The sequence below is a fragment of the Mesorhizobium sp. B2-8-1 genome (assembly GCF_006440955.1).
In the GTDB taxonomy this organism is placed as follows: Bacteria; Pseudomonadota; Alphaproteobacteria; order Rhizobiales; family Rhizobiaceae; genus Mesorhizobium.
The window spans coordinates 66,278-91,804 of sequence record NZ_VFTX01000004.1 but is presented as its reverse complement, the minus strand read 5'-3'; the positions used below and the strand labels follow the sequence as shown (position 1 = coordinate 91,804).

The following is a 25,527-nucleotide window of genomic DNA, read 5'->3' as shown; positions in this document are numbered from 1 at the left end:
GCGCTTTTCCTCGTGGCGGACATCAGAATTAGCTAATTCATTCGAACATATAAAGGACATTCACGGAACTTAAGTGGTAACATAAGACCTTTGGGACCAGACCCTGGGACTTTGGTCCGCCTTCACGAAATCCGGCAGCGAGCATGAAGCTAATCTTCATTGCTCTTCAGGAACTTGAAACGGCCGACCAGATCCAACTTGAGCCACTCGTCCTCTTTCTTCCCCGTCGCTTTCGGCGGTGGCGCGCGGATTGCGAGGAACAGGCGCTGAACGCGAGAAATCCACCTGCCGGAACCAGCGGGTGAGCCGCCATGGGAAAGCTGCCGGCGCCAGAATCCTGGACGCGTAGAAGCCCGCCACGGAGCCCTACGGGGACGGTCTTGGGCGAGCGAGCGCCATGTCGAAAGTGTCCGGCAGGTGAGGATGCGCGCCGGTCCGTCTCACCGAAGCCGTGGTCATCGCGTCGACCGGGAGAATAATCGACATGCGAGCATAGTGGTCCGGCCACAGCGGCTTTCCAAACAGGAAGAACACGATCGCGAGAAAACAAATCAGCAGCAGGACGGCGAAGGTGTTCGCGATGATCTCGCCAAGCTGCATGTCTTTCTCCCCGAAGTCGGACACCCGCCGCTCGCAGCAACGGCGGGCGTCCAGGGACCGTCGATGAAGGGACTTTACTCGACGGCTTCCACGCCAATGAGGAACGGCGGCTTATGTTCAGGGTTTAGGACCAATGCGTCGATGCTTCGGACTTCAGTCCCAATTGCGGGTCCGAAGAGAAGGAGACAGTCTGCCTTTCGCACCGGCTAAGCCCTCCACCAAGGTACCTGACAGCCGGGAGCACAGCCCGGCCTGCTCGCCAAGTGCCGAACCTACCGCCAAAAGCAGGCCGGGCTCCTTCTGTCGATAGTCAAGATCGTCGCCCAACGGGGAAAATGACCAGCTACAAGGTGGAGGAAATCCTGGGCGAGAGAATTATCGGCACGCACGAGGTGGCGGCTTCAAGTCCCGCAGGGGCTGCCAGACGGGCAACCGGTCATCCGATGCAACCCCGCATTCCAGGTGCGCTGTTCGTTCGGGTCACCAGATCGGAGGACGGCACGGTCGCCGAATTCAGCTTCGCGGGATTTCCTTGTTGAACCCGGATGTCGTCGGATGGGACGGCACGAGTGGCGTTTCTTGCGACTATGGCCGGTGTCTACGCCGACCCATTGGCGCGGTTCGGCGTTGATGGAACCGCCGGCTCACCCTAACCGTTTGTTTTCACGTGGATTCCGAAGCTCGTCGATGAAACCGTTTTGCTAGCGTCCCAGCGGCTGTCTGGATGCCGAAACCAATTCGTCTTCGTCCCTGATCCCGGCCATGTAATTCGCGATTATGCGGGATGAAATCGCTTCGCGTTGCTGGGCCGATCGGGCGTCGAGCTTCAGCCTGTCGAACACGCGGCCAAGCAGGGCCACTTCGGAGGAATCGAAGACGCCAGCCTCCTGAGCTTTCTGACGAATCGGCATGAGTTCCTCCCTTTCAGATAAATAAGCAACAACTGATGCAAGGGGCAATCTCAAGGCCTGATATATCCACACCGAGGAACGGTCAGGCGGCCAACATAGGTCCTGAAGCGTGAAAGCGGCTACCGCATTGGACAGGCCGTCCTGCACCCTGCCGAGCCGCTCCCGGATGTCGCTCTTGCGATATCGGCTTTAAACGGCGCACGACAAACTCGAACACCATATCCGCATTTGCCGAAACGCCGATCGGGAATTAGCGGCAGACGTATCGAAGCGGCGACTGAAATGGTGCCCCTAGCCGGGATCGAACCAGCACTCCTTGCGGAACTCGATTTTGAGTCGAGCGCGTCTACCAATTCCGCCATAGGGGCTCAGGCCGGGCGGCCTGGATGGCGCGGACTATACGGTTGGAGGCCTGTTCGTCAACTGGCCTGTTGCCGATAGCCTGCGGAGCCGCGACCAAACTGCCCCTTTCGGTTTCCTGCGGGCACTGCCATTGTGCGGCGCGGAAAATCTTTCTAGACAGGCGTCGTGTCGAAGCGCCTGGCGTCCGGAAGAAGGAACGCGGCGCGCTTCGGGTCTTGGTTTCACGCATGCACCTGTTTCATCCATGCCCCTGGTTTTCTGCCTGCCCTTATGCCGGCCACGCCGTGCATGTGGGCGCCGTGCGGTAGGCATTTACGACATTAGGAGAGCCGATGCTTCGCGGACTGTACGACTGGACCTTGTCGCTGGCGGCGCGCAAATCCGCCGAATGGTGGCTGGCCTTCATCGCCTTCGTCGAGAGTTCCGTGTTCCTGGTGCCGGCCGACGTGCTCTATCTGCCGATGGCACTGTCGCGGCCTGATCGCGCCTATCGCTATGCGCTGATCGCCACCGTCGCCTCCGTGCTGGGCGGCATCGCCGGCTGGTTCATCGGCCACTACGCCTACGACGCGCTGGCGCGGCCCATCCTCGAATTCTACGGCAAGTATGACGAGTTCGAGGCGCTGCGCGTCTCTTCGGGCATCGGCTTCATCATCTTGATGCTGATCACCTCGGGCGCCGCCCATCTGCCGCCGATCAAGGTGGTGACGATCCTTTCGGGGGTCATCGGCGTCAATCTTTTGCTGTTCATCGCGCTGGCAATCGTGGCGCGCGGCGGGCGCTTCCTGCTTCTGGCCTGGCTGCTGCGCCGCTATGGCGAGCCGATCCGCGAGTTCATCGAAAAGCGCCTCGGCCTGATCGCGGGTGCGGCGGCAGCCGCCCTGATTTTGCTCTATATCCTGGTCAAATACGCCTTCTGATTCATGTCGCCCAAACCGCGCGGCGGCGTGGCGACATGGACCACAAGACCGGGCGAGCGGCGAACATAACGGACGAAAGACCCCATGACTGCGACCATGACTGCCAACACCGGACGCCAGCGGACCATGACGGCCCTGTTCCTTGCCGTAGCCATGGCCGCCACTGTCGGCTCCGCGCTCGCCTTCCAGTACATTGGCGGCTACATCCCTTGCCATCTCTGCCTGGAACAGCGCACGCCCTACTATATCGGCGTGCCGCTGATGCTGCTGGCGCTGCTTGCATCGGCGCTGCACGCGCCGGCATGGGTGGTGCGCGGCTTGCTGGCCATCGGCGGCCTGCTGATGCTCTATGGGCTGTATCTCGGCATCTATCACGCCGGCGTGGAGTGGGCCTGGTGGCAGGGCCCGGCCGATTGCACCGCGGGCGGAGGCCCGGTCGACACCGGCGGCAAAGGCGTGCTCGACGCGCTCGACAAATTCGTGCCCCCCTCCTGCGACAAGGCCGCGCTTCGCATTCTCGGCCTGTCGCTCGCCGGCTGGAACGCCATCGCCAGCCTTGTCCTTGCGGCCGTCGCCTTCCGCAGCGCTCTTTCGCGCGACTGAGTAGCGCGAAAGCGCCGACGCGAGATCGTTCAAGAATTCGGCAGGCTGAGTCGCATGGAGTGATTGTCGAGAACCGAAGCGGAGCGGACATTGGTCCGTGAGCATCGGAAGCGCAGACAATCGCTTCAGACGGCCAGCGTCCCGAATTGTCGGACGCTCTCAGGGTTCGAGTTCGACATCCCAGTACAGATAATCCATCCAGCTTTCATGCAGATGGTTGGGCGGGAACAGACGGCCATTATTGTGCAGGTCGTGCACCGTCGGCTGGTAGGGCTTCTGCAACGGCCACATCTTGGCATGCGCCGGCATCATGCCGCCTTTCCTGAGATTGCAGGGGGAACAGGCGGCGACGACATTCTCCCACGTCGTAGCACCCCCGCGGTGGCGGGGGATGACGTGATCGAAGGTCAGATCGTCGGGCGTGCCGCAATATTGGCACTGGAAGCGGTCACGCAGGAAGACATTGAAGCGTGTGAAGGCGGGATGCCGCGACGGCTTCACATAGGCCTTCAGGCTGACGACGCTCGGCAGCTTCATCGAGAAGGTCGGCGAGGACACCGCGTGCTCGTATTCGGCGACGATGTTCACCCGTTCGAGGAACACCGCCTTGATGGCGTCCTGCCACGACCAGAGCGACAGGGGGTAATAGCTGAGCGGACGGTAATCCGCATTCAGCACCAGCGCTGGAAGCCCATCCGGAGATACGGCAACCGTCACGTCGTTGGCCTCCTTGGTTCTCTAACCTGAATGGCGCGGATACTGTAAGCCCGACATGACAGGGATGTGAAGCGGATTGTCACGCGTCCGAAGGCACAAAAAAACGAGATTTTGATGCTTTTTCGCGCTTTCAGGCCGGGGGTGCGGCATCCCTGCCCTTCAATTCGCGATAATAGGACCAGAAAAGCCGCGATGCGACACCTCTCCATGGGCTCCATGATTCGGCGAGTTGGATCAGTGTTTTCTCCTGCGGACGCGGGTCGATGCCGAGCGCATGGCCGACGGCGGTCTGGAGCGCGACATCGCGCGCCGGGAAGATGTCGGGATGGCCTGCGGCGAACAGCAGATACACCTGCGCCGTCCACGGACCGATACCGGGCACGGCCGTCATGGTCGTGATTGCCTCGCCGGCGTCAAGCGAACACAAATGACGAAGATCGAGGCCGTCCGCCACCGCCTGGGCGGCGGCGAGGAGGCCGCGTTGCTTGGGTCGCGACAGGCCCGCCTCGCGAAACATGTCCTCGCCGGCGGCAAGGATCGCCAGCGGCGTCAACGGGTCGACCAGTTTCGTCAGCCGGCCGAAGATCGCATCGGCGCTGGCGCGCGACACCTGCTGCGAGACGATAATCGAGGCAAGGCTCGAGAATCCCGGTTGGGACAGCCGTAGCGGCACCTCGCCCGCCATGCCGCGGATCTTTTCCAGCCTTGGGTCGATCGCGCAAAGCGCGTCGAGTCCCCGGGCGATGTCGTCCAATGTGGCGATACGTTGCATGCTTTCTTGTCCCTGAACCGGCCGCACGGTAGCAATTGGCAAAACCGCCGCACAACCCGATTGCCGCTCAAGAGATGACACTCCTGACGTTCCGTTTCGCGCCCAGTCCCAATGGCGAACTGCATCTCGGCCATGCCTTTTCGGCGCTGCTCAACCAGAAACTGGCGCGAGCGGTCGGCGGCCGTCTGCTGCTGCGCATCGAGGATATCGATACCACGCGCTGCTCGCCGGAATTCGAGGCGGGCATCTTTGCCGACCTGAAATGGCTCGGACTTGCCTGGGAACAGCCTGTACGACGGCAATCCGAGCACTTCGCCTGTTATGAGACGGTGCTTGGCCGGCTGATCCGGGAGGACCTCGTCTATCCCGCCTTCATGAGCAGAAGCGAAATCCGGGCTTTCATCGCCGACAGCGAAAAGCGCGACTGGCCGCGCGATCCCGACGGCGTGCCGGTCTATCCCGCCGTCGACAAGGCTCTGCCGGCGAAGGAACGCCGGCGCCGCATTGCCGAGGGCGCTCCCTTCGCCTGGCGGCTGGATGTCGATGCGGCGATGGCACGCGTCGGCAAGGATTTGTCATGGAACGAATTTTCAGACGAATCGCTTTCCGCGACGCGCGTCGTCGAGGCCCGCCCGCGCGATTGGGGCGACGTGATTGTGGCGCGCCGCGAAATCCCGACCAGCTATCATCTCGCCGTCGTCGTCGACGATGCGCTGCAGGGCGTCAGCCATGTCGTGCGCGGCCAGGATCTTTATTCCGCCACCGGGGTACAGCGGCTGCTTCAGGAACTGCTTGGCCTGCCGCAGCCAGCCTATTTCCATCACCGGCTGATCCTGGGACCCGACGGGCGCAAGCTGTCGAAAAGCCTGAAGGACACCGGCCTTGCCGTCTTGCGCGAAGCGGGCGTGTCGGCTCACGATGTCAGGCGGATGGTCGGTCTCTGACGCAGGCGAAGGCCGAAGAGACAGCTTGCAGAAAAGGCGGCCGGTTGAATTCCGGTGATGCATGGATCAATCGTTTCGTTTTGCGCGCCGGCTTGAACCGGACTAGAGCTTCGCCACGGCTCAATTCTCATCAAGCGCGGTCCCCGGAAAATGCACAGCGTCAAGCGGCTCATCCCCGCCACTTTCGTCGTCCTGTGGGCGACCGGCTTCATCGGCGCCCGCTATGCCATGCCGTGGGCCGAACCGTTTACGTTCCTGGCTGCGCGCTTCGTCCTGGCGGCGGCGTTGTTCGCCGGCCTGGTGGTCGTGCTTGGCTCCAAGAGAGCCTCCCGCGAAGAGGCATTGCACGCCACCGGGGCCGGCATTCTGATGCATGGCGTCTATCTCGGCGCGGTCTTCTGGGCTATCCACAGGGGCATGCCCGCCGGGCTGTCGGCGCTGATTGTCGGCCTGCAGCCGCTGATCACGGCGGTGCTCGCCGGCAAGTTTCTCGGCGAGGCGATCCTGCCGCGCCATTGGGCCGGCCTCGCGGTCGGCCTGGCCGGCGTCGTCATCGTGCTCTGGCCAAAGCTCGGCGCGCTCGGCGGCGGCGTGACGTCAGCCACGCTGACCGCCTCGCTGGTCTCGGTGCTCGGCATGAGCGCCGGCACGATATGGCAGAAGCGTTTTGCTTCCGGCGGCGACCTCGTCGCCGCGACCATGTGGCAATATGTCGGCGGCGCTTCGGTGATGATCGTGGCTTCACTGGCCTTCGAGACCCACACGGTCGTCATCAACGGCGAATTGATCTTCGCCATGGCCTGGCTGGTGCTGGTGCTGTCGATCGGCGCCATCTTCCTTCTGATGGTGATGATCCGCGACGGCGAGATGTCGAAGGTCGCTTCGCTGTTCTATCTGGTGCCGGCGGTGACGGCCGTCATCGCCTGGGCCTTGTTCGACGAGCAGCTCAACGCGCTTCAGATTGCCGGCATGGCGATCACGACCTTCGGTGTCGGTCTGGCAACGGCGCGGCAGACCAAGGGAAGAATTGTAGAAATGAGGAATTGAGGAATTGAGGAATTGAGGAAAATGGTGCCATCTGGCGCTGGGGGCTTCTTCTTCAATTCTCCAATTCTCCAATTCTCCAGTTCTTCAATTCAGCCGGTCATCCCACCCGCGCGCGTGCCTCGAGATAGCGGCTGATTGCTGCGTTGAGTTCGCCGCCGAGAATGAAGATCGCGGACACGATGTAGAGAAAGACCACCGCGATCATGATCGAGGCAAGCCCGGCATAGGTCGTCACATAGGACGAGAAATGGTCGAGATAGGTGGCGAAAATGGTCGAGCCTATCAGCCATGCGGCGAGCGTGAAGACGATGCCGGGGATCAGCGAGACGAAACGGCGCTTGCCGGCCGGCAGCCAGTAATGCACTGAAAACAGACCGCCGACGATGACGGTCGAGGCGATGACGTAGCGCCACAGCGTGATGGTGCCCGTATAGGGTTTTATCCACTCGAAATGCGCCTCGGCCAGCCGCGCCAGCAATGGCGCGAAGACCAGGAGCACGCTGATCGCCAGGAAGCCTGCCGTGGCGATCAGCACGAAGAAGATGCTCTGCACGCGGCGATAGATGATGCCGCGCGTCTCGGTGACGCGATAGGCCCGGTTGAGCGAGGTGCGCAGCGCCTCGATGCCGTTCGAGGCGAAATAGGCGGCCAGCAGCACGCCGTAGGTGAGCAGATCCGATCGTCGCACGGTGAGCACGTTCAGCACCTCTCGCGCGATCGGTTTGGCGATTTGTTCCGGCCAGGTGTCGAAGACCAGGTGCACGGCCGTGTCGGCGAAGGCTTGCGCGCCGAGGAAGCTCGCCAGCGTGGTGGCGAAGATCAGGAACGGAAACAGCGCCATCAGCGAGGTGATTGCCAGATGGCTGGCCATCGCCCAGCCGTCATCGGTGTTGAAATGACCGATCGCGTCGTAGAGCACGCGGCGCAGGGCGACGATATTCCGCAACAAGAACCGCGCTCCCCTTCGATTGTCTCGACGCCGCGAATATGGGAAGGGAATGCGGCAAATGGCAACCCTTGGTCATAAGGCGAATCCGTCGGCACGCGCGTTGCGCGTCATCATCGTCACCGGCGCGTCGTCCGGCATAGGCGCTTATTGCGCGCGGGCGCTCAAGGCGGAAGGCTGGCGGGTGTTCGCCACGGCGCGCAAGCCCGAAGACATCGCGGCCCTGGAAAAGGAGGGCATCGAGGCGTTCTATCTGGACTATCGCGAACCTGCCTCCATCGAAGCGCTTGCGGCTTCAGTGCTGGAGCGGACCGGCGGCAGGATCGATGCTCTGTTCAACAATGGCGCCTATGCGCAAGCGGGCGCGGTCGAGGATCTGCCGGTGGCCGCCTTGCGCGAGCAGTTCGAGGCCAATTTCTTCGGCTGGCACGACCTAACCCGCCGGCTCGTGCCTGTGATGCGCCGCCAGGGCGGTGGCCGGATCGTTCATTGCTCGTCGATCCTTGGCCTGGTGCCGGTACGTTTTCGCGGCGCCTATTCGGCATCCAAACACGCTTTGGAGGCGCTGATGCTCTGTCAACGCCAGGAATTGGCCGGCAGCGGCGTGCATGTCTCGCTGATCGAGCCGGGGCCGGTGAAATCGAAGATCGCCAGCAATGGCCTCGCCTGGTTTCTCAGGAATATCGACCATGAGAATTCCGTGCACCGCGCGGACTATGAGGCGCAGTTGGAACGGATGCGCACCGGCGGCAGCCAATCGGCGCTGAAGCCGGGGCCGGAAGTGGTCCACAAAGCGCTTCGCCATGCACTTCTGTCGCGGCGCCCGCGCCCGCACTATGTGGTAACAGTGCCGGCCAAGGTCGGCGCCACGCTCAAACGCATCCTTCCGGCATCGATGCTTCACCGCCTGCTCGCCAAACGCGCCTGAACAAGAAAAGGACTGGAAACGCAAAATGGCATCCGTCTTCAACATCCTTGCCATCCTGGTCATGGTCGCCGTGGTGATCGTGCTGGTCCGGGGCCTGATCAACATGATGCGCGGCGGTTCCGGCATGACCTCCAACAAGCTGATGCAGACGCGCGTCGTGCTGCAGGCCGTGGCGCTGGCGCTGATCCTGCTGGCGGTGTATTTCACCCGCAAATGAGGACGCCGGCCGTTCGGGAGGCGACGTGGTCAAGCTCAACAAGATCTACACCCGCACCGGCGACAACGGCACCACCGGGCTCGGCACGGGTGAGCGGCGGCTGAAGTCCGATCTCAGGGTGGACGCCTACGGCACTGTCGACGAAGCCAACGCCTGCATTGGCATGGCTCGTGTTCACACCGCCCCAAGCCACCCGGCGATTGACGCCATGCTTGCCCGCATCCAGAACGATCTCTTCGACCTCGGCGCCGATCTGGCCGTGCCCGACGACGGCAAGCCGCTCGGCTACGAACCGCTGCGCATCATTGCCGCGCAGACCGAGCGCGTCGAACACGACATCGACCTCCTCAACAACGACCTCCAGCCGCTCAAATCCTTCGTGCTGAACGGCGGCACGCCGGCCGCCGCTGCGCTCCATCTCGCCCGAACGGTGGCGCGGCGGGCCGAGCGGCTGATGGTGGCGCTCGCACAGCATCCTGGTGAGCACGTCAACCGCGACGGGCTGAAATACATCAACCGCGTCTCCGATTTCCTGTTCGTCGCCGCCAGGGCGGTCAATGACAATGGAAATGCCGACGTGTTATGGGTTCCTGGCAAGAACCGCTGAACTATGCCAAGGCGGGAGAGGCCAGGCACCTATGTTCATCCCGCTCTACGACACCAACAGGCTGCGGCACATCAGGCTGCAATATGTGACGATCGCCCTGATCCTGGCCAACGCGCTGGTCTATTGCGCCACCGCGCTCGGGGGCGAGAATTTCACCAATGCCGCCGTGCTCGGCCTCGGCTTCATCCCCTCCGTGGTGCATGACACGGCAGAGCTCGACCCGCGCTTTATCGTCATTCCCGAAAGCCTGAGCTATCTCACTTACTCATTCCTGCATGCCGACATTTTCCACCTTGGCGGCAACATGCTGTTCCTGTGGGTGTTCGGCGACAATGTCGAGGACGCGCTCGGCCATATCCGCTATCTCATCTTCTACCTCCTGTGCGCCATCGCCGGAGCCGCCTTCCAGGGCCTCATCGCGTGGGACTCGCAGGTGCCGCTGATCGGCGCCTCCGGCGCCATCGCCGGCGTGGTCGTCGCCTACCTGATCCTCTATCCCAGGGTGAAGGTCTGGGTGCTGGCCTTTGCCCGCATTCCGCTGCGCATCCCGGCCTTCATCCCGCTCCTCCTGTGGGTGCTGTTCCAGATCGTCATGTTCGCCGCCGGTGGCGAGGACCAGATTTCCTGGGCCTGCCACATAGGCGGCATCATCGCCGGCGCCGTGCTGGTGCTCGTGCTGCGTAGCCGCGGCGTGCCGCTTTTTGCGGGCGCGGACGAAGAGGCCGCACCCGCCGACCAGCCCGCCATCGCCGTAGATCCGGCCGTAAACGAGCCGATTGCCGCGCAGCCCGTGCCACGCTGGGGTCGAGGAAGTGCCCCCGGCCCCGACTGAACCGATTGAGTGAATTGCCCGACGCCGTGGCATATTGACGTGCGGGTTCGCCGCAACTACGGAAGCGTTTCCGCCCGCCTTTGGCGGTTGAAGAGCAGAATTTCCATCCGGAATGTCGGCTTTCGACAACTCTGACAGGGTTCACGCTGGTATAGCGCGCTCCAACTATCTCAAGAGAGGTGACAGGAAAATGAAGATCCTTGTGCCCGTGAAGCGGGTTGTGGATGCGAATGTGAAGGTTCGCGTCAAGGCTGACGGTTCGGCGGTGGAATTGGCCAACGTCAAGATGGCGATGAACCCATTCGACGAGATCGCGGTGGAAGAGGCGATCCGGCTCAAGGAAGCCGGTAAGGCCGAAGAGATCATCGTCGTGTCGATCGGCCCGCAGCAGGCGCAGGAGACGCTTCGCACCGCGCTCGCCATGGGCGCCGACCGCGCCATCCTGGTCAAGACCGACGAGCAGACAGAGCCACTGGGCGTCGCCAAGGTACTGAAGGGCGTGGTCGAGGCCGAGCAGCCCGGCCTTGTCATCCTCGGCAAGCAGGCGATCGACGATGATTCCAACCAGACCGGCCAGATGCTCGCAGCCCTTCTCGGCTGGGCGCAGGGCACGTTTGCTTCCAAGGTGGTGCTCGACGGCGACAAGGCCAGGGTGACGCGCGAGGTCGACGGCGGCCTGCAGACGGTTGAGCTGAAGATGCCGGCGATCGTCACTGCCGACCTTCGCCTCAACCAGCCGCGCTATGCATCGCTGCCCAACATCATGAAGGCCAAGAAGAAGCCGCTCGACGAGAAGAGCCCGGCCGACTACGGCGCTGACGTCAAGCCGCGGCTGAAGGTCATCAAGACCGAAGAGCCGGGCGGCCGCAAGGCGGGCGTCAAGGTCAAGAGCGTCGCCGAGCTCATCGACAAGCTGAAGAACGAAGCCGGCGTGCTCTGAGATCGGAAGGAACAGATAAATGACCATTCTCCTCATCGCCGAACACGACAACGTAACCCTTTCCGACCAGACCGCCAAGGCGCTGTCGGCCGCGCTGCAGATCGGCTCGGACGTGCATGTGCTGGTGGCCGGCAAGAACGCCAAGGGCGCAGCTGATGCCGCCGCCAAGCTGAAGGGCGTGAGCAAGGTGCTGCTGGCCGAAGCCGACGAGCTTGCCGAGCGTCTCGCCGAGCCGACCGCGGCGCTCGTCGTGTCGCTGGCCGGCTCCTATGACACCATCGTCGCGCCGGCAACCTCGTCGGGCAAGAACGTCGCGCCGCGCGTAGCCGCTTTGCTCGACGTGGCGCAGGTCTCCGAGATCATCGAAGTGGTCTCGCCGGACACCTTCAAGCGGCCGATCTATGCCGGCAACGCCATCCAGACGGTACAGTCGACCGATGCCAAGAAGGTCATTACCGTGCGCACCGCCTCCTTCCAGGCGGCGCCCGAGGGCGGTTCGGCCGCTGTCGAAACCGTCAGCGCTGCGGCCAATCCTGGCCTCTCCTCCTTCGTCGAAAACAAGCTATCGGAGACCGATCGTCCGGAACTGACGTCGGCCAAGATCATCATCTCGGGCGGCCGCGCGCTCGGCTCCTCGGAGAAGTTCCAGGAGGTCATCCTGCCGGTCGCCGACAAGCTCGGCGCTGCCGTCGGCGCATCCCGCGCCGCCGTCGATGCCGGTTATGCGCCGAATGACTGGCAGGTCGGCCAGACCGGCAAGGTCGTCGCCCCCGACCTCTACATCGCCGTCGGCATCTCCGGCGCCATCCAGCACCTCGCCGGCATGAAGGATTCGAAGGTCATCGTCGCCATCAACAAGGACGAGGAAGCGCCGATCTTCCAGGTTGCCGACTATGGCCTCGTCGGCGATCTGTTCGTTGTCCTGCCGGAGTTGCAGAAGGCGCTTTGACGCCCTGCCGCAAAGCGTATTAAATTGTGAGGGGTGGGGTAGACGAAGTCGCCCCACCCTTTTAGTTTGCACCGCACAAAAAGCAGGCCGCAAAGGCCTTTTTCGACGGGATCGGTGTAATGAGCAAGATCGAAACGATCGGCATCATCGGCGCGGGCCAGATGGGCGGCGGCATCGCCCATGTCTCCGCGCTTTCGGGCTACAAGGTGCTGATCTACGATATATCGCCCGACCGTATCGAGAAGGGCATCGCCACTGTCAGCGGCAACATGGCCCGCCAGGTGGGGTCCGGCAAGCTCGACGAGAAGCTCCGCAACCAGGCGATGGCGCGCATCGCGGCGGCGCCATCCATGGCCGATCTCGCCGGTGCCGACCTGGTCATCGAGGCAGCGACCGAGGACGAGACGGTCAAGCGCAAGATCTACGCCCAGCTTTGTCCGCAGCTCAATCCCGAGGCCATACTGGCGACCAATACCTCGTCGATCTCGATCACGCGGCTAGCCGCGCAGACCGACCGCCCCGAGCGCTTTATCGGCATCCATTTCATGAACCCGGTTCCCCTGATGAAGCTGGTCGAACTGGTGCGCGGCATCGCCACCGAGGACCAGACCTTCGAGGCGGCAAAGACCTATGTGAAGCAGCTCGACAAGACGATCACGGTCTCGGAGGATTTTCCGGCCTTCATCGTCAACCGCATCCTTTTGCCGATGATCAACGAGGCGATCTACACGCTCTATGAGGGCGTCGGCACGGTCGATGCCATCGACACCGCCATGCGGCTCGGCGCCAACCATCCGATGGGGCCGCTGCAGCTGGCCGATTTCATCGGCCTGGACACCTGCCTGTCGATCATGCAGGTGCTGCATGACGGCCTGTCGGATTCGAAGTACCGCCCCTGCCCGTTGCTGGTCAAATATGTCGAGGCCGGCTGGCTCGGCCGCAAGACCGGCCGCGGCTTCTACGATTATCGCGGCGAGCATCCGGTTCCGACACGCTGACCCGCCAGGGTTGATCGCGGCCCTATCGCGGGGCTACGACGCTGCGGCCAGGGGCTTGGGCGTCTCGATTTCGATCCTGTCGTCCGTGGCGTCATTCTCGGGCGCCATGGACACGCATCCGCGACCCGCAGCCTTGGCCACGTAGCAGGCGGCGTCTGCCCTGGCGATGATCTCGTCGACCGCGCCGCAATCTGCGTTGATAGGAGCCAGTCCGATGCTGGCGCCGATCGAATGGGGACGGCCTTCCCAGGTGAAGTCGAGGCCCTGTATCGCATCGATGATGGATCGCGCCGCGATCCTGGCCCCGGCGGCCGAGCCCGACTTCAGAATGACCGCGAATTCGTCGCCGCCCAGACGCGCGACCATGTCCTGCGGACCAAGCACGCCACGCACGGCCTCGGCAACGCGCTTGAGCAATGCGTCTCCCGCCGCGTGGCCGCCTGTGTCGTTGACCAGTTTGAAATGATCCAGATCGATGAACATGAACTGATGTCCGATCCCCTCCTTGCGGGCCTGATCGACCAGTTCTTCCATGGCGCGGATGAAACTCGCGCGGTTGGCAAGGCCGGTCAGCGCATCATGCGCGGCGGCGTGGGCAAGCTGGCGCTGCAGCGCGCGCGCATCGGTGAAGTCCTGGAAGACGATGACCAGTCCGCAGAATTCGTTGCGTTCGTTCATGATCGGCGACACGACCTGCCGGATGCTGCAGCGCGTCTCGTCGCGCCGGATGAGGACGGCGCGGCTGTTCTGGTCATCGGCTCCCTGGCCGCCGATCGCAGGCCGCGCCACGCCGATCCTGTGGCCGGTCTCCTCGTCGACCGCCCAATAGACATGGCCGAGCGTCTTGCCGAGGGCATCATTGCAGGAGACACCGGTCAGCTTTTCGGCGACAGGATTCATGAAGGTGACGCGGTTGGCGGCATCGGTGCAGATGACGGCATCGCCGATCGACTGGAGCGTCACTTTGAGGCGCTCCTTTTCGTCCGCCAGCATGGCCGCCGACACGGCGAGGCGCTCCTCCGCCTGCTTGCGCCGGGTGATGTCGGTCAGGCTGCCTATCGCCCTGATCAGCCGCCCCTCTTCGTCGCGCTCGATCGCCTTGCCGCGGTCGAGGAACCAGAGCCAGCGGCCATCCTTGTGGCGCATCCTGAATTCGGCCTCGAAGAACGGCGTGCGGCCTTCGAGATGGGCGCGGTCCGCCTCGGCCACTGCTTCGCGGTCGTCGGGATGTATCATCGCCAGCCAGTGATCGGGGTCACCGTCGAGTTCCCCGTCGGCGTAACCCAGCATCTTGACCCAGGTCGAGGAATAGTTAGTGCCGCCCCTGCGCTTGTCGAAGTCCCAGACGCCCTGGCCGGCGCCGGCCAATGCAAAGTTCCAGCGCGTTTCGGCCTCGGCGATCCGCGCCTCGGCCTGCTTGCGCGCATCGATGTCCTCTATCTGCGAGACGAGATACAGCGGCCGGCCGCTATTCCCGTCGCGAATGACGGAGCCGGCCAGCCTGGCCCAGACGGGCGTGCCGTCCTTCTTGAGATAGCGCTTCTCGAAATGAAAGGAATCGATCTTGCCGGCCTTCAGGTCTTCCATCGTCTCCCGCCCGATCTCCAGATCGTCGGCATGCGTGAGCTGGAAGAAGGTCAACGCCTCGATCTCGTCGCGGCGGTAGTCGAGCATGGCAGCGAAAGCCGGGTTGGCCTCGAGAATGCGCCCGTCGAGGCCGACGATGGCGACGCCGATGGAGGAATCCTCCATGGCACGGCGGAAGCGCTGCTCGCTCTCGGCGATCTGGCGGCGGTCCTTGCGGATGACGCGCGCGAACATGCAGGCCAGGAGAAGTGCGCCGGCTGCCACACCGACCGACGCCTGCACACATAATTCGAGCGTCTCGGCGCCGGGATCCAGCCGCGACAGCAGGATCGATGCCGTCATCGCCGCTGTCCCGCCCACGAGCAGAGCCAACCCCGCATGTCTGTGCGGCGCCGGCCCGATGATCCTTCGCATTGCCACGATTTGTACCACCCCGTGGGCAATCGCATTTCCCGTGAAAATCCTGACGGATCGATTTTAAGGAAAGGTTGCGTCGGGTATCGGCGATGCCGCCGGCCGGCAAACATTTGCCGGCATGATTAAGGATCGGTATGGGCGGGATGCAGCAGCGGGCGTCGCGCTACCAGCGCACGAAAAACCGGCCGCCGAGCGCGCCGAGCAGCGCCAGCGCGGCGATCGCGATCGTATACCAGGTGGCGACGAAAAGCGGCGAATCATCAAAGCAATGCGCGGCATAGAAGGTTGCCGCCAGCCCGCCGGCGAGCAGGCCCGCGGCCGTGCCGGCCAGCACCGGCCGTGTCGGCGCGCCATAGCGCAGCATCCACAGGAAGATGGCAAGCGGGCCGATGCCGATCAGCGGGATGAGCCCCATGCAGACCATCATGTTGGAACCGACGAGACGCCTGCCCCAGTCGGCCTCGGGCACGGCGTAAAGCTCCAGCACCACGGCCACTGCCACGAGCACGGGCGCAGCCGCCATCCAGGCCGCCGCCTTGCCTGTCGATGCTCCCGGTGTCGACAATGCCCTGACGAAGGCGAAGGCGCTGGCGGCGAGCACGATGGTGAACAGGAACTTCGAAAGAAAGCGCATCGTATGTGCGGCAGCCATGAAGTCGGGGCGCGGACCGATCGTCATCATGAAAACCGCGCCCGCGATCACGGCGGCCACGCCGGCAGCCAGCCACCAGGCCGAGCGCAGCGGCATCGCCTTGCTGCGGGCGTCGGCATCAAGCGCCTTGATGAGATCTTCGGTCCTCATGTCATTCCCGCCCAAACCGCCCCTGCCCGAACCGCTTGGCAATGGCTGCAAGTCCGCGATGCAAGGAAACCCGCACCGCTGTTTCGCTGATGCCGAACTTGGCTGCCGTGTCGCCGATCGAGCGCCCCTCCACCGACACGGACGACACCACGGAGCGCTGTGCCGGCGGCAGGCCGTCGAGCGCCCGGTTGATGTCGCGTTCGCTGACGGTTTCCGTTTCCGGCTCGGCGAAGGTTTCGGCAATATCGTCGACATCGATCTCGATGCGCCGTCCGCGCCGCCGGAACGCGTCGATCAACTTGAAGCGCGCGATGGCATAGACCCAGGGCAGCACAGGTGCGTCCTGGCGCCAGGTGTGCCGTTTCACATGAATGGCCAGCAAGGTTTCCTGCACGACATCCTCGGGATCGACCCCGCCTTTGACGATCTTGCGCCTGGCAAAACCGCGAACCAGAGCGGCCGTCCGGTGCAGAAAGTCGGCATAGGCCCTTTCATCTCCCGCGATCGCGGCTCGCATCAGCCGGGAAAGCTCGGCCTCGTCCTTGCCGCTCACAAGAGTTCACTCCCCGATCTTCGCGCCTCGGCGCTGATTTGTTACGTGGCCGGCGAAATAATGTCCAAGGCAAACTACCGGCAAGTCACGAAAGATTGCGGGCGAACGCGAACTTGGGCTCGTCGACGGCGACTGTGTCCTGGACCGTCGGTCGCGCGCGGCCATCACGCGGAATTGTCCGCCTGGCATGGGTCTATGCCGCCAGCGGCCGATTGAAGCAGGCCAAAAATGTTGACTACACCTGTCATGTATCGATAGGTGCTGCGTGCCAGTTCAACGAGATCGAGGACGACGCCCATGAAATACGCTCTTTCCACCCTTGCCGGCGCCGCGGTGGTGGCGGTCAGCCTGATGGCTGGCCAGGCGATGGCTGAGGATACAGGCATCATCGTCTACAATGCCCAGCACGAGAGCCTCGCCAAGGAATGGGCCGACGGCTTCACCAAGGAAACCGGCATCAAGGTCACGTTGCGCAATGGCGGCGACAGCGATTTCTCCAACCAGATCGTCGCGGAGGGCACCGCCTCGCCCGCCGACGTGTTCCTGACCGAGAATTCGCCGGCCATGGTGCTGGTCGAGAGTGCCGGCCTGTTCGCGCCGGTCGACGCCGACACACTGGCGCAGGTTCCGCAGGATTATCAGGCAGCGAGCGGCAAATGGGTCGGCGTTGCCGCCCGCAGCACCGTCTTTGCCTACAATACCACCAAGCTCAAGGCCGACCAGTTGCCCAAGTCGCTGCTCGACCTTGCCGATCCGAGCTGGAAAGGCCGCTGGGCCGCCTCGCCGTCGGGCGCCGATTTCCAGGCTATCGTCAGCGCGCTGCTGCAGCTCAAGGGCGAAGCCGTGACAGCGGACTGGCTGAAGGCGATGAAGCAGAATTTCACCGCCTATAAGGGCAACAGCACCGTGATGAAGGCGGTCAACGCCGGCGAGATCGAAGGCGGCGTGATCTATCACTACTACTACTTCGGCGATCAGGCCAAGACCGGCGAGAACAGCAAGAACGTTGCGCTGCATTATTTCAAAAACCAGGATCCGGGCGCCTTCGTCTCGACCTCCGGCGGCGGCGTGCTGGCTTCGAGCAAGCATCCCAAGGAAGCCCAGGCTTTCCTGAAGTGGGTGACCGGCAAGGGCGGCCAGGACGTGCTGAAGAACGGAACGTCCTTCGAATACGCGGTCGGCAAGGGCGCAGAGTCCAATCCGAAGCTGGTGCCGCTGGCCGACCTGCAGGCGCCGAAGATCGATGCCGCGACGCTGAACTCCAAGAAAGCCACCGACCTGATGACGGCGGCCGGCTTGCTTTAGTTGCCGTTCGTCCTAATAAGGACACCGGCCGTGCTCCCGCGGGAATTCCGCGGGAGCGTTTTGTTTTTTCGAGATGGCATTCGTCGATGACGACACGCTGTATTCCCGACCATGATCGTGGTCTTTCGATTGCCGCCGCCGGGCGGCAAGGGCGCGAAGTCTGAGCCGATGCAGTTCGCGGCCGACATTGCAAGCCCGGGCCTGCCGCCGAGGACGCGCCGCAGGGCGCGCCGGCGCGCTGCGTCATGGATCGTTGCCGCCGCTATCTTCGTTTCGCTGCTGGCCCTGCTGCCGCTTGCCTTCATCGTCTGGGTCGCCGTGCAGACCGGTTGGGAAACCGTCTCGGCGCTGGTTTTCCGGCCGCGTGTCGGCGAGCTTCTGGCCAACACCGTCCTGCTTGTCGCGCTCGCCGTGCCGATCGCCATCATCCTGTCGGTGGCGCTGGCCTGGCTGACCGAACGCAGCGACCTGCCCGGCGCCCGGCTGTGGGCCTGGCTATGCGTGGCGCCGCTCGCCATTCCCGCCTTCGTGCACAGCTATGCCTGGATCACCATGGTGCCCGGGCTGCATGGCTTGTGGGCCGGCGTGCTTGTCTCTGTCATAGCGTATTTCCCGTTCCTTTATCTGCCGGTATCGGCGGCCCTGCGCCGGCTCGATCCGGCGCTCGAAGACGCCGCGGCCGCACTCGGCCTTGGTCCCTGGCGTGTGTTCTGGCGCGTCGTGCTGCCGCAGCTCAGGCTTGCCATCTGTGGCGGCGCATTGCTGGTCGGCCTGCACCTGTTGGCCGAATACGGCCTTTACGTCTTCATCCGCTTCGACACCTTCACCACGGCGATCGTCGACCAGTTCCAATCGACCTTCAACGGGCCGGCCGCGAATATGCTGGCCGGCGTGCTGGTGAGCTGCTGCTTCGTGCTGCTCGGGCTGGAGGTGCTGGTGCGCGGGGAAGAGCGCTATGCCCGCGTCGGTTCGGGCGCCGCGCGCCACCAACAGCGCGCGCCGCTCGGCCGGGCGACCGTGCCTTGCCTGCTGCTGCTTGCCGCCACCACGCTTCTGGCGCTCGGCGTACCGTTCGTCACCATCGGACGCTGGCTTGCCGCCGGCGGCGCCGAGGTCTGGCGGCTCGACGAGATCGGCCTGGCGCTCGGCCAGACGTTGTTCCTGGCGCTCGCCGGCGCGCTGCTCGCCACCGTCGCCGCCATGCCGATGGCCTGGATCTCGATCCGCGCGCCGGGGCCTCTGCAGCGCTTGCTGGAGGGCTGCAACTACATCGTCGGATCGCTGCCCGGGGTCGTGATCGCACTGGCGCTGGTCACCATCACCGTGCGCATCGCCCTGCCGCTCTACCAGACCCTGTTCACCATTCTGGTTGCCTATGCCTTGATGTTCCTGCCCCGCGCCCTGATCAGCCTGCGGGCGTCGATCGCGCAGGCGCCGGTCGAGCTCGAGCGCGCCGCGTCCAGCCTCGGGCGGTCGCCGCTCCATGCATTGTGGTCGACGACGATCCGCCTGTCGGCGCCGGGTGCCGCCGCCGGCATGGCGCTGGTGGCGCTCGGCATCATGAACGAACTGACCGCGACCCAGATGCTGGCGCCGAACGGCACCCGCACGCTGGCGATGGCGTTCTGGTCCTACAGCGGCGAGATCGACTACGCTTCGGCAGCACCTTACGCCTTCATCATGGTGGCGATGTCGCTGCCCCTGACCTGGCTGCTCTATGTCCAGTCAAAACGGATGGCTGGACGATGAGCTTTCTCGAACTCAGGGGCTTGCACAAGCATTACGGCTCGGTCGCGGCGCTTGCCGGCATCGATCTCGACATCGCCAGCGGCAGCCGCACGGCCATCGTCGGGCCGTCCGGCTGCGGCAAGACCACCTTGCTGCGGCTGATCGCCGGTTTCGAGGCGCCCGACCAGGGCAGCATTGTGCTTGACGGAAAGATGCTGGCCGACAGCGGCGGCGCCGTTCCGGCGCACCGCCGCGGTATTGGCCTGGTTGCACAGGACGGCGCCCTGTTTCCGCACCTGACGATTGGCGACAATATCGGTTTCGGGATGGACCGCAGGCTGGACAAACGCTCCGAACGCATCGTCGAACTGGCCTATATAGTAGGGCTGGACAAGGCGATCCTGAAGCGCCGCCCGCACGAACTCTCCGGCGGTCAGCAGCAACGCGTGGCGCTCGCCCGCGCCATGGCGATGAAGCCGCGGCTGATGCTGCTCGACGAACCGTTCTCGGCGCTCGACACCGGCCTGCGCGCCTCCATGCGCAAAGCCGTGGCGGAACTGCTCGAAGCCGCCGGCATCACCACCATCCTGGTGACGCACGATCAGGCCGAGGCGTTGTCCTTCGCCAGCCAGGTCGCGGTAATGCGCGAGGGCCGGTTCTCGCAGGTCGGCACGCCGCGCGAACTTTATCTCAAGCCGAAGGACAGGATGATTGCCGAGTTCCTTGGCGACGCCATCATCCTGCCGGCGAAGATAGCGGGCGGTTTCGCCACGTCGCCGCTTGGCCGCATCGCCGTCGATACGTCGGACAGCCGCGATGTCGCCCGTATCATGTTGCGGCCGGAGCAGATCGGACTGAAGCGGACATCGCGCGAGGGCATGTCGGGCACGCCGGACATGCTTTTTGGCGAGGTAACGGAATCCGAATTCGCCGGCTCGACCTGCACGGTCGCGGTGCGGTTGCTCAACAGCCCCGACCCGCCGGACGCCGCCGCCATCGGCAGTACGCCGCTGATCCTGCGCAAGTCCGGCATGGACGCGCCGGCGGTCGGTGAGATCGTCCGGCTCACCGTGTCGGGACAGGCGCATGTATTCGCCTGACCGGCCGACGGTTCGCGGCTCGCTAATCGGCATGCAAGATTGGCGTCAGTCGACCCTCTTTGCAGCCTGATCGAACCAGTGAAGTTTCTCGGCCTTGGCCACGACGCGCAACTGGTCGCCGGGCTTGGCTGTGGCGCGCGCGGCCACACGCACGACGATGCGGTCGCCTCCTGCCGCACAGTGAAGAAAGCTGTCCGCTCCCACCGGCTCGACCGCCTCCACCATTGTCGGCAGCACGAGCGCGCCGGACGGTGCCTCGGCCGCGAAAGTGACATCGGCATCCTCGGGGCGGAAGCCAAGCGTGACGGCATTCGCAGGCGCAAAGTCGCTCGTCTTGCTGCCGGTCAGCGCCGGACCCGAAAGGGACAGAAGATTCATCGGCGGTGCGCCGATGAAAGAGGCGACGAACGTCGAGGCCGGCTTTTCGTAAATGTCGAGTGGCGCGCCCGCCTGCTCGACCAATCCGCCATTCATGACGACAAGGATGTCGGCCAACGTCATCGCTTCCAACTGGTCATGGGTGACGTAGACCGAGGTGACACCGAGCGAGCGCTGCAAGTTCTTGATTTCGACCCGCATCTGGCCGCGCAGCTTGGCATCGAGATTGGAGAGTGGCTCGTCGAACAGGAAGACTTTCGGATTGCGCACGATGGCGCGGCCCATGGCGACGCGCTGGCGTTGACCGCCTGAAAGCTCGCGCGGGCGCCGGTCAAGCAGCGCTGAAAGCTCCAGCACCTTGGCGGTCGAACGAACCCTGCTGTCGATCTCGTCCTTGGGCGTACCGCGATTGCGTAGCCCGTAAGCCATGTTGTCGTAGACTTTCATATGCGGATAGAGCGCATAGTTTTGGAACACCATGGCGATGTCGCGCTCGGTCGGGCCGATCGTGTTGACGATCTTGCCGTCGATAGCGACCGTGCCGGAAGAAATGGTCTCCAGCCCGGCGATCATCCTCAAAAGCGTGGACTTGCCGCAGCCGGACGGCCCGACCAGCACACAGAGTTCCTTGTCGGGAATGGCAATGGAGACGCCCTTCACGGCTTCGACGCCGCCGGCATATACTTTCTTCACGTCCCTCAGATCGACCGTCGCCATCGGCTTCTCACTTTTCGGTGTCGACCAGTCCGCGCACGAACCAGCGCTGCATCAGCACCACAACCAGGATTGGCGGCAAGATTGCCAGGATCGCCGTGACCATGACCAAATGCCATTGGGTGTCGGCATCGGCGAAGGAGACCATCTTCTTCAGTGCGATGACGATGGTGTTCATATCGTTGCTGTTGGTGACCAGCAGCGGCCACAGATACTGCGTCCAGCCGTAGATGAAAAGAATGACGAACAGCGCCGCGATATTGGTGCGCGACAATGGCAACAGGATATCGAAAAAGAACCGCCATGGACCGGCGCCGTCGACGCGCGCCGCCTCGACCAACTCGCCCGGGATGGTCATGAAGAACTGGCGGAACAACAACGTTGCGGTGGCCGAGGCGATCAGCGGGATGATCAGTCCGGCATAAGTGTCGATCATACCGAGGTCGACCATTACCTTGTAGGTCGGCAGGATGCGCACCTCGACGGGAAGCATCAGGGTGATGAAGATCAGCCAGAAGAAAGTCATGCGCAGCGGAAAACGGAAGAAGACGATCGCATAGGCCGACAGGATCGAGATGAATATCTTTCCGACCGCAACGCCGAGCGCCATGATCGTGGAGTTGAGGAGCAGCCTGCCGACGCCGAGCCCGCCGATGCGGCCGACGCCGCCGAACAGCGCCTCGCCGTAATTGTTCCAGAACTCGCTGCCCGGCCGGAAAGGCAGTGGCGGCCTAAGGATGGTTTGCAGCGTCTGCGTCGAGGCAACGAAAGTGTAGTAGATCGGAAAGGCCACGATCAGTATGCCGAGGATGAGCACGGCATGTGCAAGGAAAATGCGAAACGGGGATTGACCGATCATCGCGCTCCTCAGCCGTAATGAACCTTCCGTTCCACGTAGCGGAACTGGATGGCGGTGAGCGCGATGACGATGACCATCAGGATGACCGACTGCGCCGCCGAATCGCCGAGGATCAGATTGACGAAGCCGTCATTGTAGACCTTGTAGACCAGTGTCTCGGTGGCCTTGCCCGGCCCGCCGCCGGTGACGGCGTGGACGATGCCGAACGTGTCGAACAGCGCATAGACGGTATTGACGACCAAAAGGAAAAACGTCGTCGGCGCCAAAAGCGGGAAGACGATGGTCCAGAAGCGCTTGGTTTCGCCGGCGCCGTCGATCGCCGCCGCCTCGATCAGCGTTTTCGGCACCGCCTGCAGCCCGGCGACGAAGAACAGGAAATTATAGCTGATCTGCTTCCAGGCGGCCGCCGCCACCAGAAGGATCATGGCGTCGGTGCCGTTGAGCAGCGGATCCCAGGCGACGCCCAAACGTCTCAGCAGATAAGACAGCGAGCCGATCGATGGATTGAACAGGAACAGCCACAGCATGCCTGCAATCGCCGGCGCCACCGCGTAGGGCCAGATCATCAGCGTGCGGTAGAGGCCTTTGCCGCGCACCACCTTTTCCGCCATCACGGCAAGGAGCAGCGCCACGCCCATGGCAACGATCACGGTCGCGAGCGAAAACACCACTGTGACCTTGATCGAGTTGAGATAGGCCGGGTCGGCAAGCACCTTGCGGAAATTGGCAAACCAGACGAACCTGCTCCTCAGCCCGAACGGGTCCTGCCTCAGCATCGACTGGTAGAGCGCCTGCCCGGCCGGCCAGTAGAAGAACACCAGCGTGATGGCAAGTTGCGGCGCCACCAGGAGGTATGGCAAGACTTTGTTGGGAAAGACGACGCGCGGGGTCAATGCGCCGCTCCGGCGTGGAAAGCCGAGCGGCACTCTACGGCGCTCACCGCTGCCCTGCCGGGCATCTCCCCCTCTTGGAGGAAGATTGGCAGTTCCTGCGGCAGCTGCCATTCTCCAGCTTTGACAATTGCCGAAAACGGTCGCGACAGCCAGTCTCCCCCCTCCAGGGGGAGATGCCCGGCAGGGCGGAGGGGGGTCTCGTAGAGCAAGGACTATAACTCGATAGGCTCGACGCGCCCTAATTCCCCAGCGCTTCCTTGATCGCCGCGTTGCCACGCGTGACCGCATTGTCGAGCGCCTGCTGGGCGGTTTCCTGGCCGGCAAGCATCTTTTCGAACTCCTCGTTCTGGATGTCGCGCACCTGCGGCAGGTTCGGCAACCGCACGCCCTTCGAATTGTCGGTCGGCGCCTTGCCCGTCATCTGCAGGATCGGCGTCTCGCGACCGGGATTCTTGTCGTAGAAGCCGGACTTTTTCGTCGCCTCATAGGCGGCGAGCGTCACCGGCAGGTATCCCGATTTCTGGTGCAGATATTCCTGCACATCGGTCTTGGACAGATAGGCGAAGAAAGCCGCGACGCCTTTGTACTCCTCGTCGGACTTGCCGCCGAAGACCCAAAGGCTGGCACCGCCCGGCGTCGTGTTCTGCGGCGCGCCCTTGGCGTCGCTGTCATAGGGCAACTGGCCAATGCCGTAGTTCATGCCCGACTTGACGATGTCGCCTAGGCCGCCCGAGGATTCGGTGAAGATGCCGCATTCGCCGGCGAGGAATATCTGCTTGGCTTCGGAGGTGCGCCCGCCATATTTGAAGGTGCCGTCCTTGGCCAGATCGGCGAGCGCCTGGAAATGTTTGACGAAGATCGGCGAGTTGATCTTGAGTTCGACATCACCGCCGGCCAGGCCATTCTGCTGCGTGGCCCACGGCACATCGTTCCACGCCGCGAAGTTTTCCAGGTGTATCCAGGTCAGCCAGGTCGAGGTGTAGCCGCAAGCGGCGGCGCCGCTCGCCTTGATCTTTTTGGCATCCTCCCACACCTCGTTCCAGGTCTTGGGTGGGTTGTTCACATCGAGCCCCGCCTTCTGGAAGATGTCCTTGTTGTAGTAGAGGATCGGCGAGGAGGAGTTGTAGGGGAAGGACAGCATGGTGCCGTCCGGCGTCGAATAATAACCGACGATGCCTGGCAGATACTGGCTCTTGTCAAAGTTCATCCCGGCGCCGGTCAGCACCTCGGCCACTGGCTTGATCGCGTCCCGGGCCGCCATCATCACGCCGGTGCCGACATCGAACACCTGGATGATGTCAGGCGACTGGCCGGCGCGATAGGCGGCGATGCCGGCATTCAGCGTTTCGGGATAGGTGCCCTTGAAAACCGGAACAATCTGGTAGTCGCCCTGGCTGGCGTTGAAATCCTTGGAAATCTTGTCGACGACCTCTGCGTTGGCGCCGGTCATGGCGTGCCACCAGCTGATCTGCGTGACGGCGAAGGCGGAGGTTGTGGAAAGCAGGGTCACGGCGACACCGGCCGCGAAGCCAAAGAACTTCATGTTTCGTCTCCCGTTCTCATTGCTTGTCATTGGCGAAAGGGGCACTCCCGCAATGGCACTATGTGTCGTTCGCGCGCAGCGGACAACGGTTTTGTTGCGGGCAGGCGCACTTCATGTCCAGCTAAAGTAGCGTTCACTTCCGGATGAAAGTGACCCGGAAAAGGATTGCATAGCGGCTTGCTGCTTGAATTGATGTACCAGGGACCTGTCTCGAGACGGTCAGCGACCTCACCGACGAACGGCGTCTAACAGCACATGACAACGCTGACATGACAACGCTGAAAAAGGCGTCGGTTTGCTCGGTCGATGCGTGGAAATTCCCGTCCCGCGCTCAGCCTGACGGATTTGACATCG

At 63.3% G+C, this 25,527-nt stretch carries 28 protein-coding genes and 1 tRNA gene; 15 read left to right on the top strand and 14 right to left on the bottom strand.

The window, feature by feature from the left end; genetic code table 11:
• Positions 1–366: 366 nt before the first annotated feature.
• Entirely contained in the window at positions 367–600 is a 234-nt protein-coding gene (locus tag FJ428_RS12230) for a polymerase (protein WP_140500900.1), read from the bottom strand.
• 335 nt (positions 601–935) lie between these two features.
• On the opposite strand from FJ428_RS12230, the gene FJ428_RS12225 reads away from it, so the two are divergent.
• Positions 936–1,139: a hypothetical protein gene (locus FJ428_RS12225; protein WP_140500899.1), complete on the top strand. Its 204-nt coding sequence runs from the start codon at positions 936–938 to the stop codon at positions 1,137–1,139.
• A 162-nt stretch (positions 1,140–1,301) separates the two neighbouring features.
• On the opposite strand, the gene FJ428_RS12220 is transcribed toward FJ428_RS12225, so the two are convergent.
• The gene (locus FJ428_RS12220) at positions 1,302–1,511 is read right to left on the bottom strand and encodes a hypothetical protein (protein ID WP_140500898.1); all 210 of its coding nucleotides are present in this window, start codon (positions 1,509–1,511) and stop codon (positions 1,302–1,304) included.
• Between the two features lie 283 nt (positions 1,512–1,794).
• Positions 1,795–1,879 (bottom strand) — tRNA-Leu (locus FJ428_RS12215).
• A gap of 327 nt (positions 1,880–2,206) precedes the next feature.
• On the opposite strand from FJ428_RS12215, the gene FJ428_RS12210 reads away from it, so the two are divergent.
• Together FJ428_RS12210 and FJ428_RS12205 are read left to right on the top strand one after the other, a co-directional pair.
• The gene (locus FJ428_RS12210; RefSeq protein WP_140500881.1) at positions 2,207–2,794 is read left to right on the top strand and encodes a YqaA family protein; all 588 of its coding nucleotides are present in this window, start codon (positions 2,207–2,209) and stop codon (positions 2,792–2,794) included.
• An 84-nt stretch (positions 2,795–2,878) separates the two neighbouring features.
• On the top strand, positions 2,879–3,397 hold the full coding sequence (locus FJ428_RS12205) for a disulfide bond formation protein B (RefSeq protein WP_140513858.1): 519 nt from the start codon (positions 2,879–2,881) through the stop codon (positions 3,395–3,397).
• Between the two features lie 159 nt (positions 3,398–3,556).
• On the opposite strand, the gene FJ428_RS12200 is transcribed toward FJ428_RS12205, so the two are convergent.
• Together FJ428_RS12200 and FJ428_RS12195 are read right to left on the bottom strand one after the other, a co-directional pair.
• Positions 3,557–4,114: an HNH endonuclease gene (locus tag FJ428_RS12200; RefSeq protein ID WP_023677956.1), complete on the bottom strand. Its 558-nt coding sequence runs from the start codon at positions 4,112–4,114 to the stop codon at positions 3,557–3,559.
• A gap of 130 nt (positions 4,115–4,244) precedes the next feature.
• On the bottom strand, positions 4,245–4,886 hold the full coding sequence (locus FJ428_RS12195) for a DNA-3-methyladenine glycosylase (RefSeq protein WP_140565915.1): 642 nt from the start codon (positions 4,884–4,886) through the stop codon (positions 4,245–4,247).
• Between the two features lie 74 nt (positions 4,887–4,960).
• Between FJ428_RS12195 and gluQRS the strand changes: the two genes are divergently transcribed.
• Positions 4,961–5,830, top strand: a complete 870-nt coding sequence (gluQRS, locus tag FJ428_RS12190) for a tRNA glutamyl-Q(34) synthetase GluQRS (RefSeq protein ID WP_140565912.1) — start codon at positions 4,961–4,963, stop codon at positions 5,828–5,830.
• A 150-nt stretch (positions 5,831–5,980) separates the two neighbouring features.
• Positions 5,981–6,877 (top strand): DMT family transporter, encoded by an 897-nt coding sequence (locus tag FJ428_RS12185; RefSeq protein ID WP_140513861.1) that lies wholly within the window; start codon positions 5,981–5,983, stop codon positions 6,875–6,877.
• A 97-nt stretch (positions 6,878–6,974) separates the two neighbouring features.
• Here FJ428_RS12185 and FJ428_RS12180 read toward each other — a convergent pair whose 3' ends face one another.
• Positions 6,975–7,826 carry a YihY/virulence factor BrkB family protein gene (locus FJ428_RS12180; protein ID WP_140500876.1) on the bottom strand — a complete coding sequence of 284 codons (852 nt, stop codon included), beginning with the start codon at positions 7,824–7,826 and terminating at the stop codon, positions 6,975–6,977.
• A gap of 58 nt (positions 7,827–7,884) precedes the next feature.
• Between FJ428_RS12180 and FJ428_RS12175 the strand changes: the two genes are divergently transcribed.
• The 7 genes from FJ428_RS12175 to FJ428_RS12145 all read left to right on the top strand — a co-directional run bounded on the left by FJ428_RS12175 (position 7,885) and on the right by FJ428_RS12145 (position 13,294).
• Positions 7,885–8,751 (top strand): SDR family oxidoreductase, encoded by an 867-nt coding sequence (locus FJ428_RS12175; RefSeq protein ID WP_140879498.1) that lies wholly within the window; start codon positions 7,885–7,887, stop codon positions 8,749–8,751.
• 25 nt (positions 8,752–8,776) lie between these two features.
• Positions 8,777–8,968, top strand: a complete 192-nt coding sequence (locus tag FJ428_RS12170) for a twin transmembrane helix small protein (protein WP_140500874.1) — start codon at positions 8,777–8,779, stop codon at positions 8,966–8,968.
• 25 nt (positions 8,969–8,993) lie between these two features.
• Positions 8,994–9,575, top strand: coding sequence for a cob(I)yrinic acid a,c-diamide adenosyltransferase (locus tag FJ428_RS12165; protein WP_140500873.1), 582 nt, complete (start codon positions 8,994–8,996; stop codon positions 9,573–9,575).
• Positions 9,576–9,606: 31 nt separating this feature from the next.
• A complete protein-coding gene (locus FJ428_RS12160) occupies positions 9,607–10,407 on the top strand; it encodes a rhomboid family intramembrane serine protease (RefSeq protein WP_140500872.1) in 801 nt (266 codons plus the stop codon).
• 190 nt (positions 10,408–10,597) lie between these two features.
• On the top strand, positions 10,598–11,347 hold the full coding sequence (locus FJ428_RS12155) for an electron transfer flavoprotein subunit beta/FixA family protein (RefSeq protein ID WP_140500871.1): 750 nt from the start codon (positions 10,598–10,600) through the stop codon (positions 11,345–11,347).
• A 19-nt stretch (positions 11,348–11,366) separates the two neighbouring features.
• A complete protein-coding gene (locus FJ428_RS12150; protein WP_140879497.1) occupies positions 11,367–12,296 on the top strand; it encodes an electron transfer flavoprotein subunit alpha/FixB family protein in 930 nt (309 codons plus the stop codon).
• A gap of 119 nt (positions 12,297–12,415) precedes the next feature.
• Entirely contained in the window at positions 12,416–13,294 is an 879-nt protein-coding gene (locus FJ428_RS12145) for a 3-hydroxybutyryl-CoA dehydrogenase (RefSeq protein WP_140500869.1), read from the top strand.
• Between the two features lie 33 nt (positions 13,295–13,327).
• Here FJ428_RS12145 and FJ428_RS12140 read toward each other — a convergent pair whose 3' ends face one another.
• The 4 genes from FJ428_RS12140 to FJ428_RS30880 all read right to left on the bottom strand — a co-directional run bounded on the left by FJ428_RS12140 (position 13,328) and on the right by FJ428_RS30880 (position 16,952).
• Positions 13,328–15,223: a PAS domain S-box protein gene (locus tag FJ428_RS12140; protein ID WP_224518915.1), complete on the bottom strand. Its 1,896-nt coding sequence runs from the start codon at positions 15,221–15,223 to the stop codon at positions 13,328–13,330.
• A gap of 238 nt (positions 15,224–15,461) precedes the next feature.
• Positions 15,462–16,100 carry an NrsF family protein gene (locus FJ428_RS12135; RefSeq protein ID WP_140500813.1) on the bottom strand — a complete coding sequence of 213 codons (639 nt, stop codon included), beginning with the start codon at positions 16,098–16,100 and terminating at the stop codon, positions 15,462–15,464.
• A 1-nt stretch (position 16,101) separates the two neighbouring features.
• Complete coding sequence (locus tag FJ428_RS12130; RefSeq protein ID WP_140513867.1) at positions 16,102–16,653, bottom strand: sigma-70 family RNA polymerase sigma factor; 552 nt, start codon at positions 16,651–16,653, stop codon at positions 16,102–16,104.
• A gap of 164 nt (positions 16,654–16,817) precedes the next feature.
• Positions 16,818–16,952 (bottom strand): hypothetical protein, encoded by a 135-nt coding sequence (locus FJ428_RS30880; protein WP_263490082.1) that lies wholly within the window; start codon positions 16,950–16,952, stop codon positions 16,818–16,820.
• On the opposite strand from FJ428_RS30880, the gene FJ428_RS12125 reads away from it, so the two are divergent.
• The 3 genes from FJ428_RS12125 (at position 16,951) to FJ428_RS12115 (ending at position 20,786) form a co-directional block, all read left to right on the top strand.
• The gene (locus FJ428_RS12125) at positions 16,951–17,958 is read left to right on the top strand and encodes an iron ABC transporter substrate-binding protein (protein ID WP_140879496.1); all 1,008 of its coding nucleotides are present in this window, start codon (positions 16,951–16,953) and stop codon (positions 17,956–17,958) included. The two genes, FJ428_RS30880 and FJ428_RS12125, sit on opposite strands and share 2 nt — an antisense overlap.
• Before the next feature lie 168 nt (positions 17,959–18,126).
• Entirely contained in the window at positions 18,127–19,707 is a 1,581-nt protein-coding gene (locus FJ428_RS12120) for an iron ABC transporter permease (RefSeq protein ID WP_181165391.1), read from the top strand.
• Positions 19,704–20,786, top strand: coding sequence for an ABC transporter ATP-binding protein (locus FJ428_RS12115; RefSeq protein ID WP_140879495.1), 1,083 nt, complete (start codon positions 19,704–19,706; stop codon positions 20,784–20,786). Before FJ428_RS12120 ends, FJ428_RS12115 begins: the two co-directional genes overlap by 4 nt.
• A gap of 45 nt (positions 20,787–20,831) precedes the next feature.
• On the opposite strand, the gene FJ428_RS12110 is transcribed toward FJ428_RS12115, so the two are convergent.
• The 4 genes from FJ428_RS12110 to ugpB all read right to left on the bottom strand — a co-directional run bounded on the left by FJ428_RS12110 (position 20,832) and on the right by ugpB (position 25,173).
• Positions 20,832–21,881 carry a sn-glycerol-3-phosphate import ATP-binding protein UgpC gene (locus FJ428_RS12110; RefSeq protein ID WP_140500808.1) on the bottom strand — a complete coding sequence of 350 codons (1,050 nt, stop codon included), beginning with the start codon at positions 21,879–21,881 and terminating at the stop codon, positions 20,832–20,834.
• Positions 21,882–21,888: 7 nt separating this feature from the next.
• Positions 21,889–22,737 (bottom strand): sn-glycerol-3-phosphate ABC transporter permease UgpE, encoded by an 849-nt coding sequence (gene ugpE, locus FJ428_RS12105; protein WP_140500807.1) that lies wholly within the window; start codon positions 22,735–22,737, stop codon positions 21,889–21,891.
• An 8-nt stretch (positions 22,738–22,745) separates the two neighbouring features.
• On the bottom strand, positions 22,746–23,630 hold the full coding sequence (gene ugpA, locus FJ428_RS12100) for a sn-glycerol-3-phosphate ABC transporter permease UgpA (RefSeq protein WP_140513871.1): 885 nt from the start codon (positions 23,628–23,630) through the stop codon (positions 22,746–22,748).
• Between the two features lie 238 nt (positions 23,631–23,868).
• A complete protein-coding gene (gene ugpB / locus FJ428_RS12095; protein ID WP_140500805.1) occupies positions 23,869–25,173 on the bottom strand; it encodes a sn-glycerol-3-phosphate ABC transporter substrate-binding protein UgpB in 1,305 nt (434 codons plus the stop codon).
• Positions 25,174–25,527: the final 354 nt, after the last annotated feature.

Coding starts and splice junctions, on each gene's coding strand:
- FJ428_RS12170 (WP_140500874.1), top strand. CDS start 8,777: ATGGCATCCGTCTTCAACATCCTTGCCATCCTGGTCATGGTCGCCGTG.
- FJ428_RS12110 (WP_140500808.1), bottom strand. CDS start 21,881: ATGGCGACGGTCGATCTGAGGGACGTGAAGAAAGTATATGCCGGCGGC.
- FJ428_RS12230 (WP_140500900.1), bottom strand. CDS start 600: ATGCAGCTTGGCGAGATCATCGCGAACACCTTCGCCGTCCTGCTGCTG.
- FJ428_RS12175 (WP_140879498.1), top strand. CDS start 7,885: ATGGCAACCCTTGGTCATAAGGCGAATCCGTCGGCACGCGCGTTGCGC.
- FJ428_RS12205 (WP_140513858.1), top strand. CDS start 2,879: ATGACTGCGACCATGACTGCCAACACCGGACGCCAGCGGACCATGACG.
- ugpE (WP_140500807.1), bottom strand. CDS start 22,737: ATGATCGGTCAATCCCCGTTTCGCATTTTCCTTGCACATGCCGTGCTC.
- FJ428_RS12155 (WP_140500871.1), top strand. CDS start 10,598: ATGAAGATCCTTGTGCCCGTGAAGCGGGTTGTGGATGCGAATGTGAAG.
- FJ428_RS12185 (WP_140513861.1), top strand. CDS start 5,981: ATGCACAGCGTCAAGCGGCTCATCCCCGCCACTTTCGTCGTCCTGTGG.
- FJ428_RS12160 (WP_140500872.1), top strand. CDS start 9,607: ATGTTCATCCCGCTCTACGACACCAACAGGCTGCGGCACATCAGGCTG.
- FJ428_RS12220 (WP_140500898.1), bottom strand. CDS start 1,511: ATGCCGATTCGTCAGAAAGCTCAGGAGGCTGGCGTCTTCGATTCCTCC.
- FJ428_RS12135 (WP_140500813.1), bottom strand. CDS start 16,100: ATGAGGACCGAAGATCTCATCAAGGCGCTTGATGCCGACGCCCGCAGC.
- FJ428_RS12210 (WP_140500881.1), top strand. CDS start 2,207: ATGCTTCGCGGACTGTACGACTGGACCTTGTCGCTGGCGGCGCGCAAA.
- FJ428_RS12145 (WP_140500869.1), top strand. CDS start 12,416: ATGAGCAAGATCGAAACGATCGGCATCATCGGCGCGGGCCAGATGGGC.
- ugpB (WP_140500805.1), bottom strand. CDS start 25,173: ATGAAGTTCTTTGGCTTCGCGGCCGGTGTCGCCGTGACCCTGCTTTCC.
- FJ428_RS12115 (WP_140879495.1), top strand. CDS start 19,704: ATGAGCTTTCTCGAACTCAGGGGCTTGCACAAGCATTACGGCTCGGTC.
- FJ428_RS12140 (WP_224518915.1), bottom strand. CDS start 15,223: ATGACGGCATCGATCCTGCTGTCGCGGCTGGATCCCGGCGCCGAGACG.
- gluQRS (WP_140565912.1), top strand. CDS start 4,961: ATGACACTCCTGACGTTCCGTTTCGCGCCCAGTCCCAATGGCGAACTG.
- FJ428_RS12150 (WP_140879497.1), top strand. CDS start 11,367: ATGACCATTCTCCTCATCGCCGAACACGACAACGTAACCCTTTCCGAC.
- FJ428_RS12120 (WP_181165391.1), top strand. CDS start 18,127: ATGCAGTTCGCGGCCGACATTGCAAGCCCGGGCCTGCCGCCGAGGACG.
- FJ428_RS12225 (WP_140500899.1), top strand. CDS start 936: ATGACCAGCTACAAGGTGGAGGAAATCCTGGGCGAGAGAATTATCGGC.
- FJ428_RS12195 (WP_140565915.1), bottom strand. CDS start 4,886: ATGCAACGTATCGCCACATTGGACGACATCGCCCGGGGACTCGACGCG.
- FJ428_RS30880 (WP_263490082.1), bottom strand. CDS start 16,952: ATGGGCGTCGTCCTCGATCTCGTTGAACTGGCACGCAGCACCTATCGA.
- FJ428_RS12125 (WP_140879496.1), top strand. CDS start 16,951: ATGAAATACGCTCTTTCCACCCTTGCCGGCGCCGCGGTGGTGGCGGTC.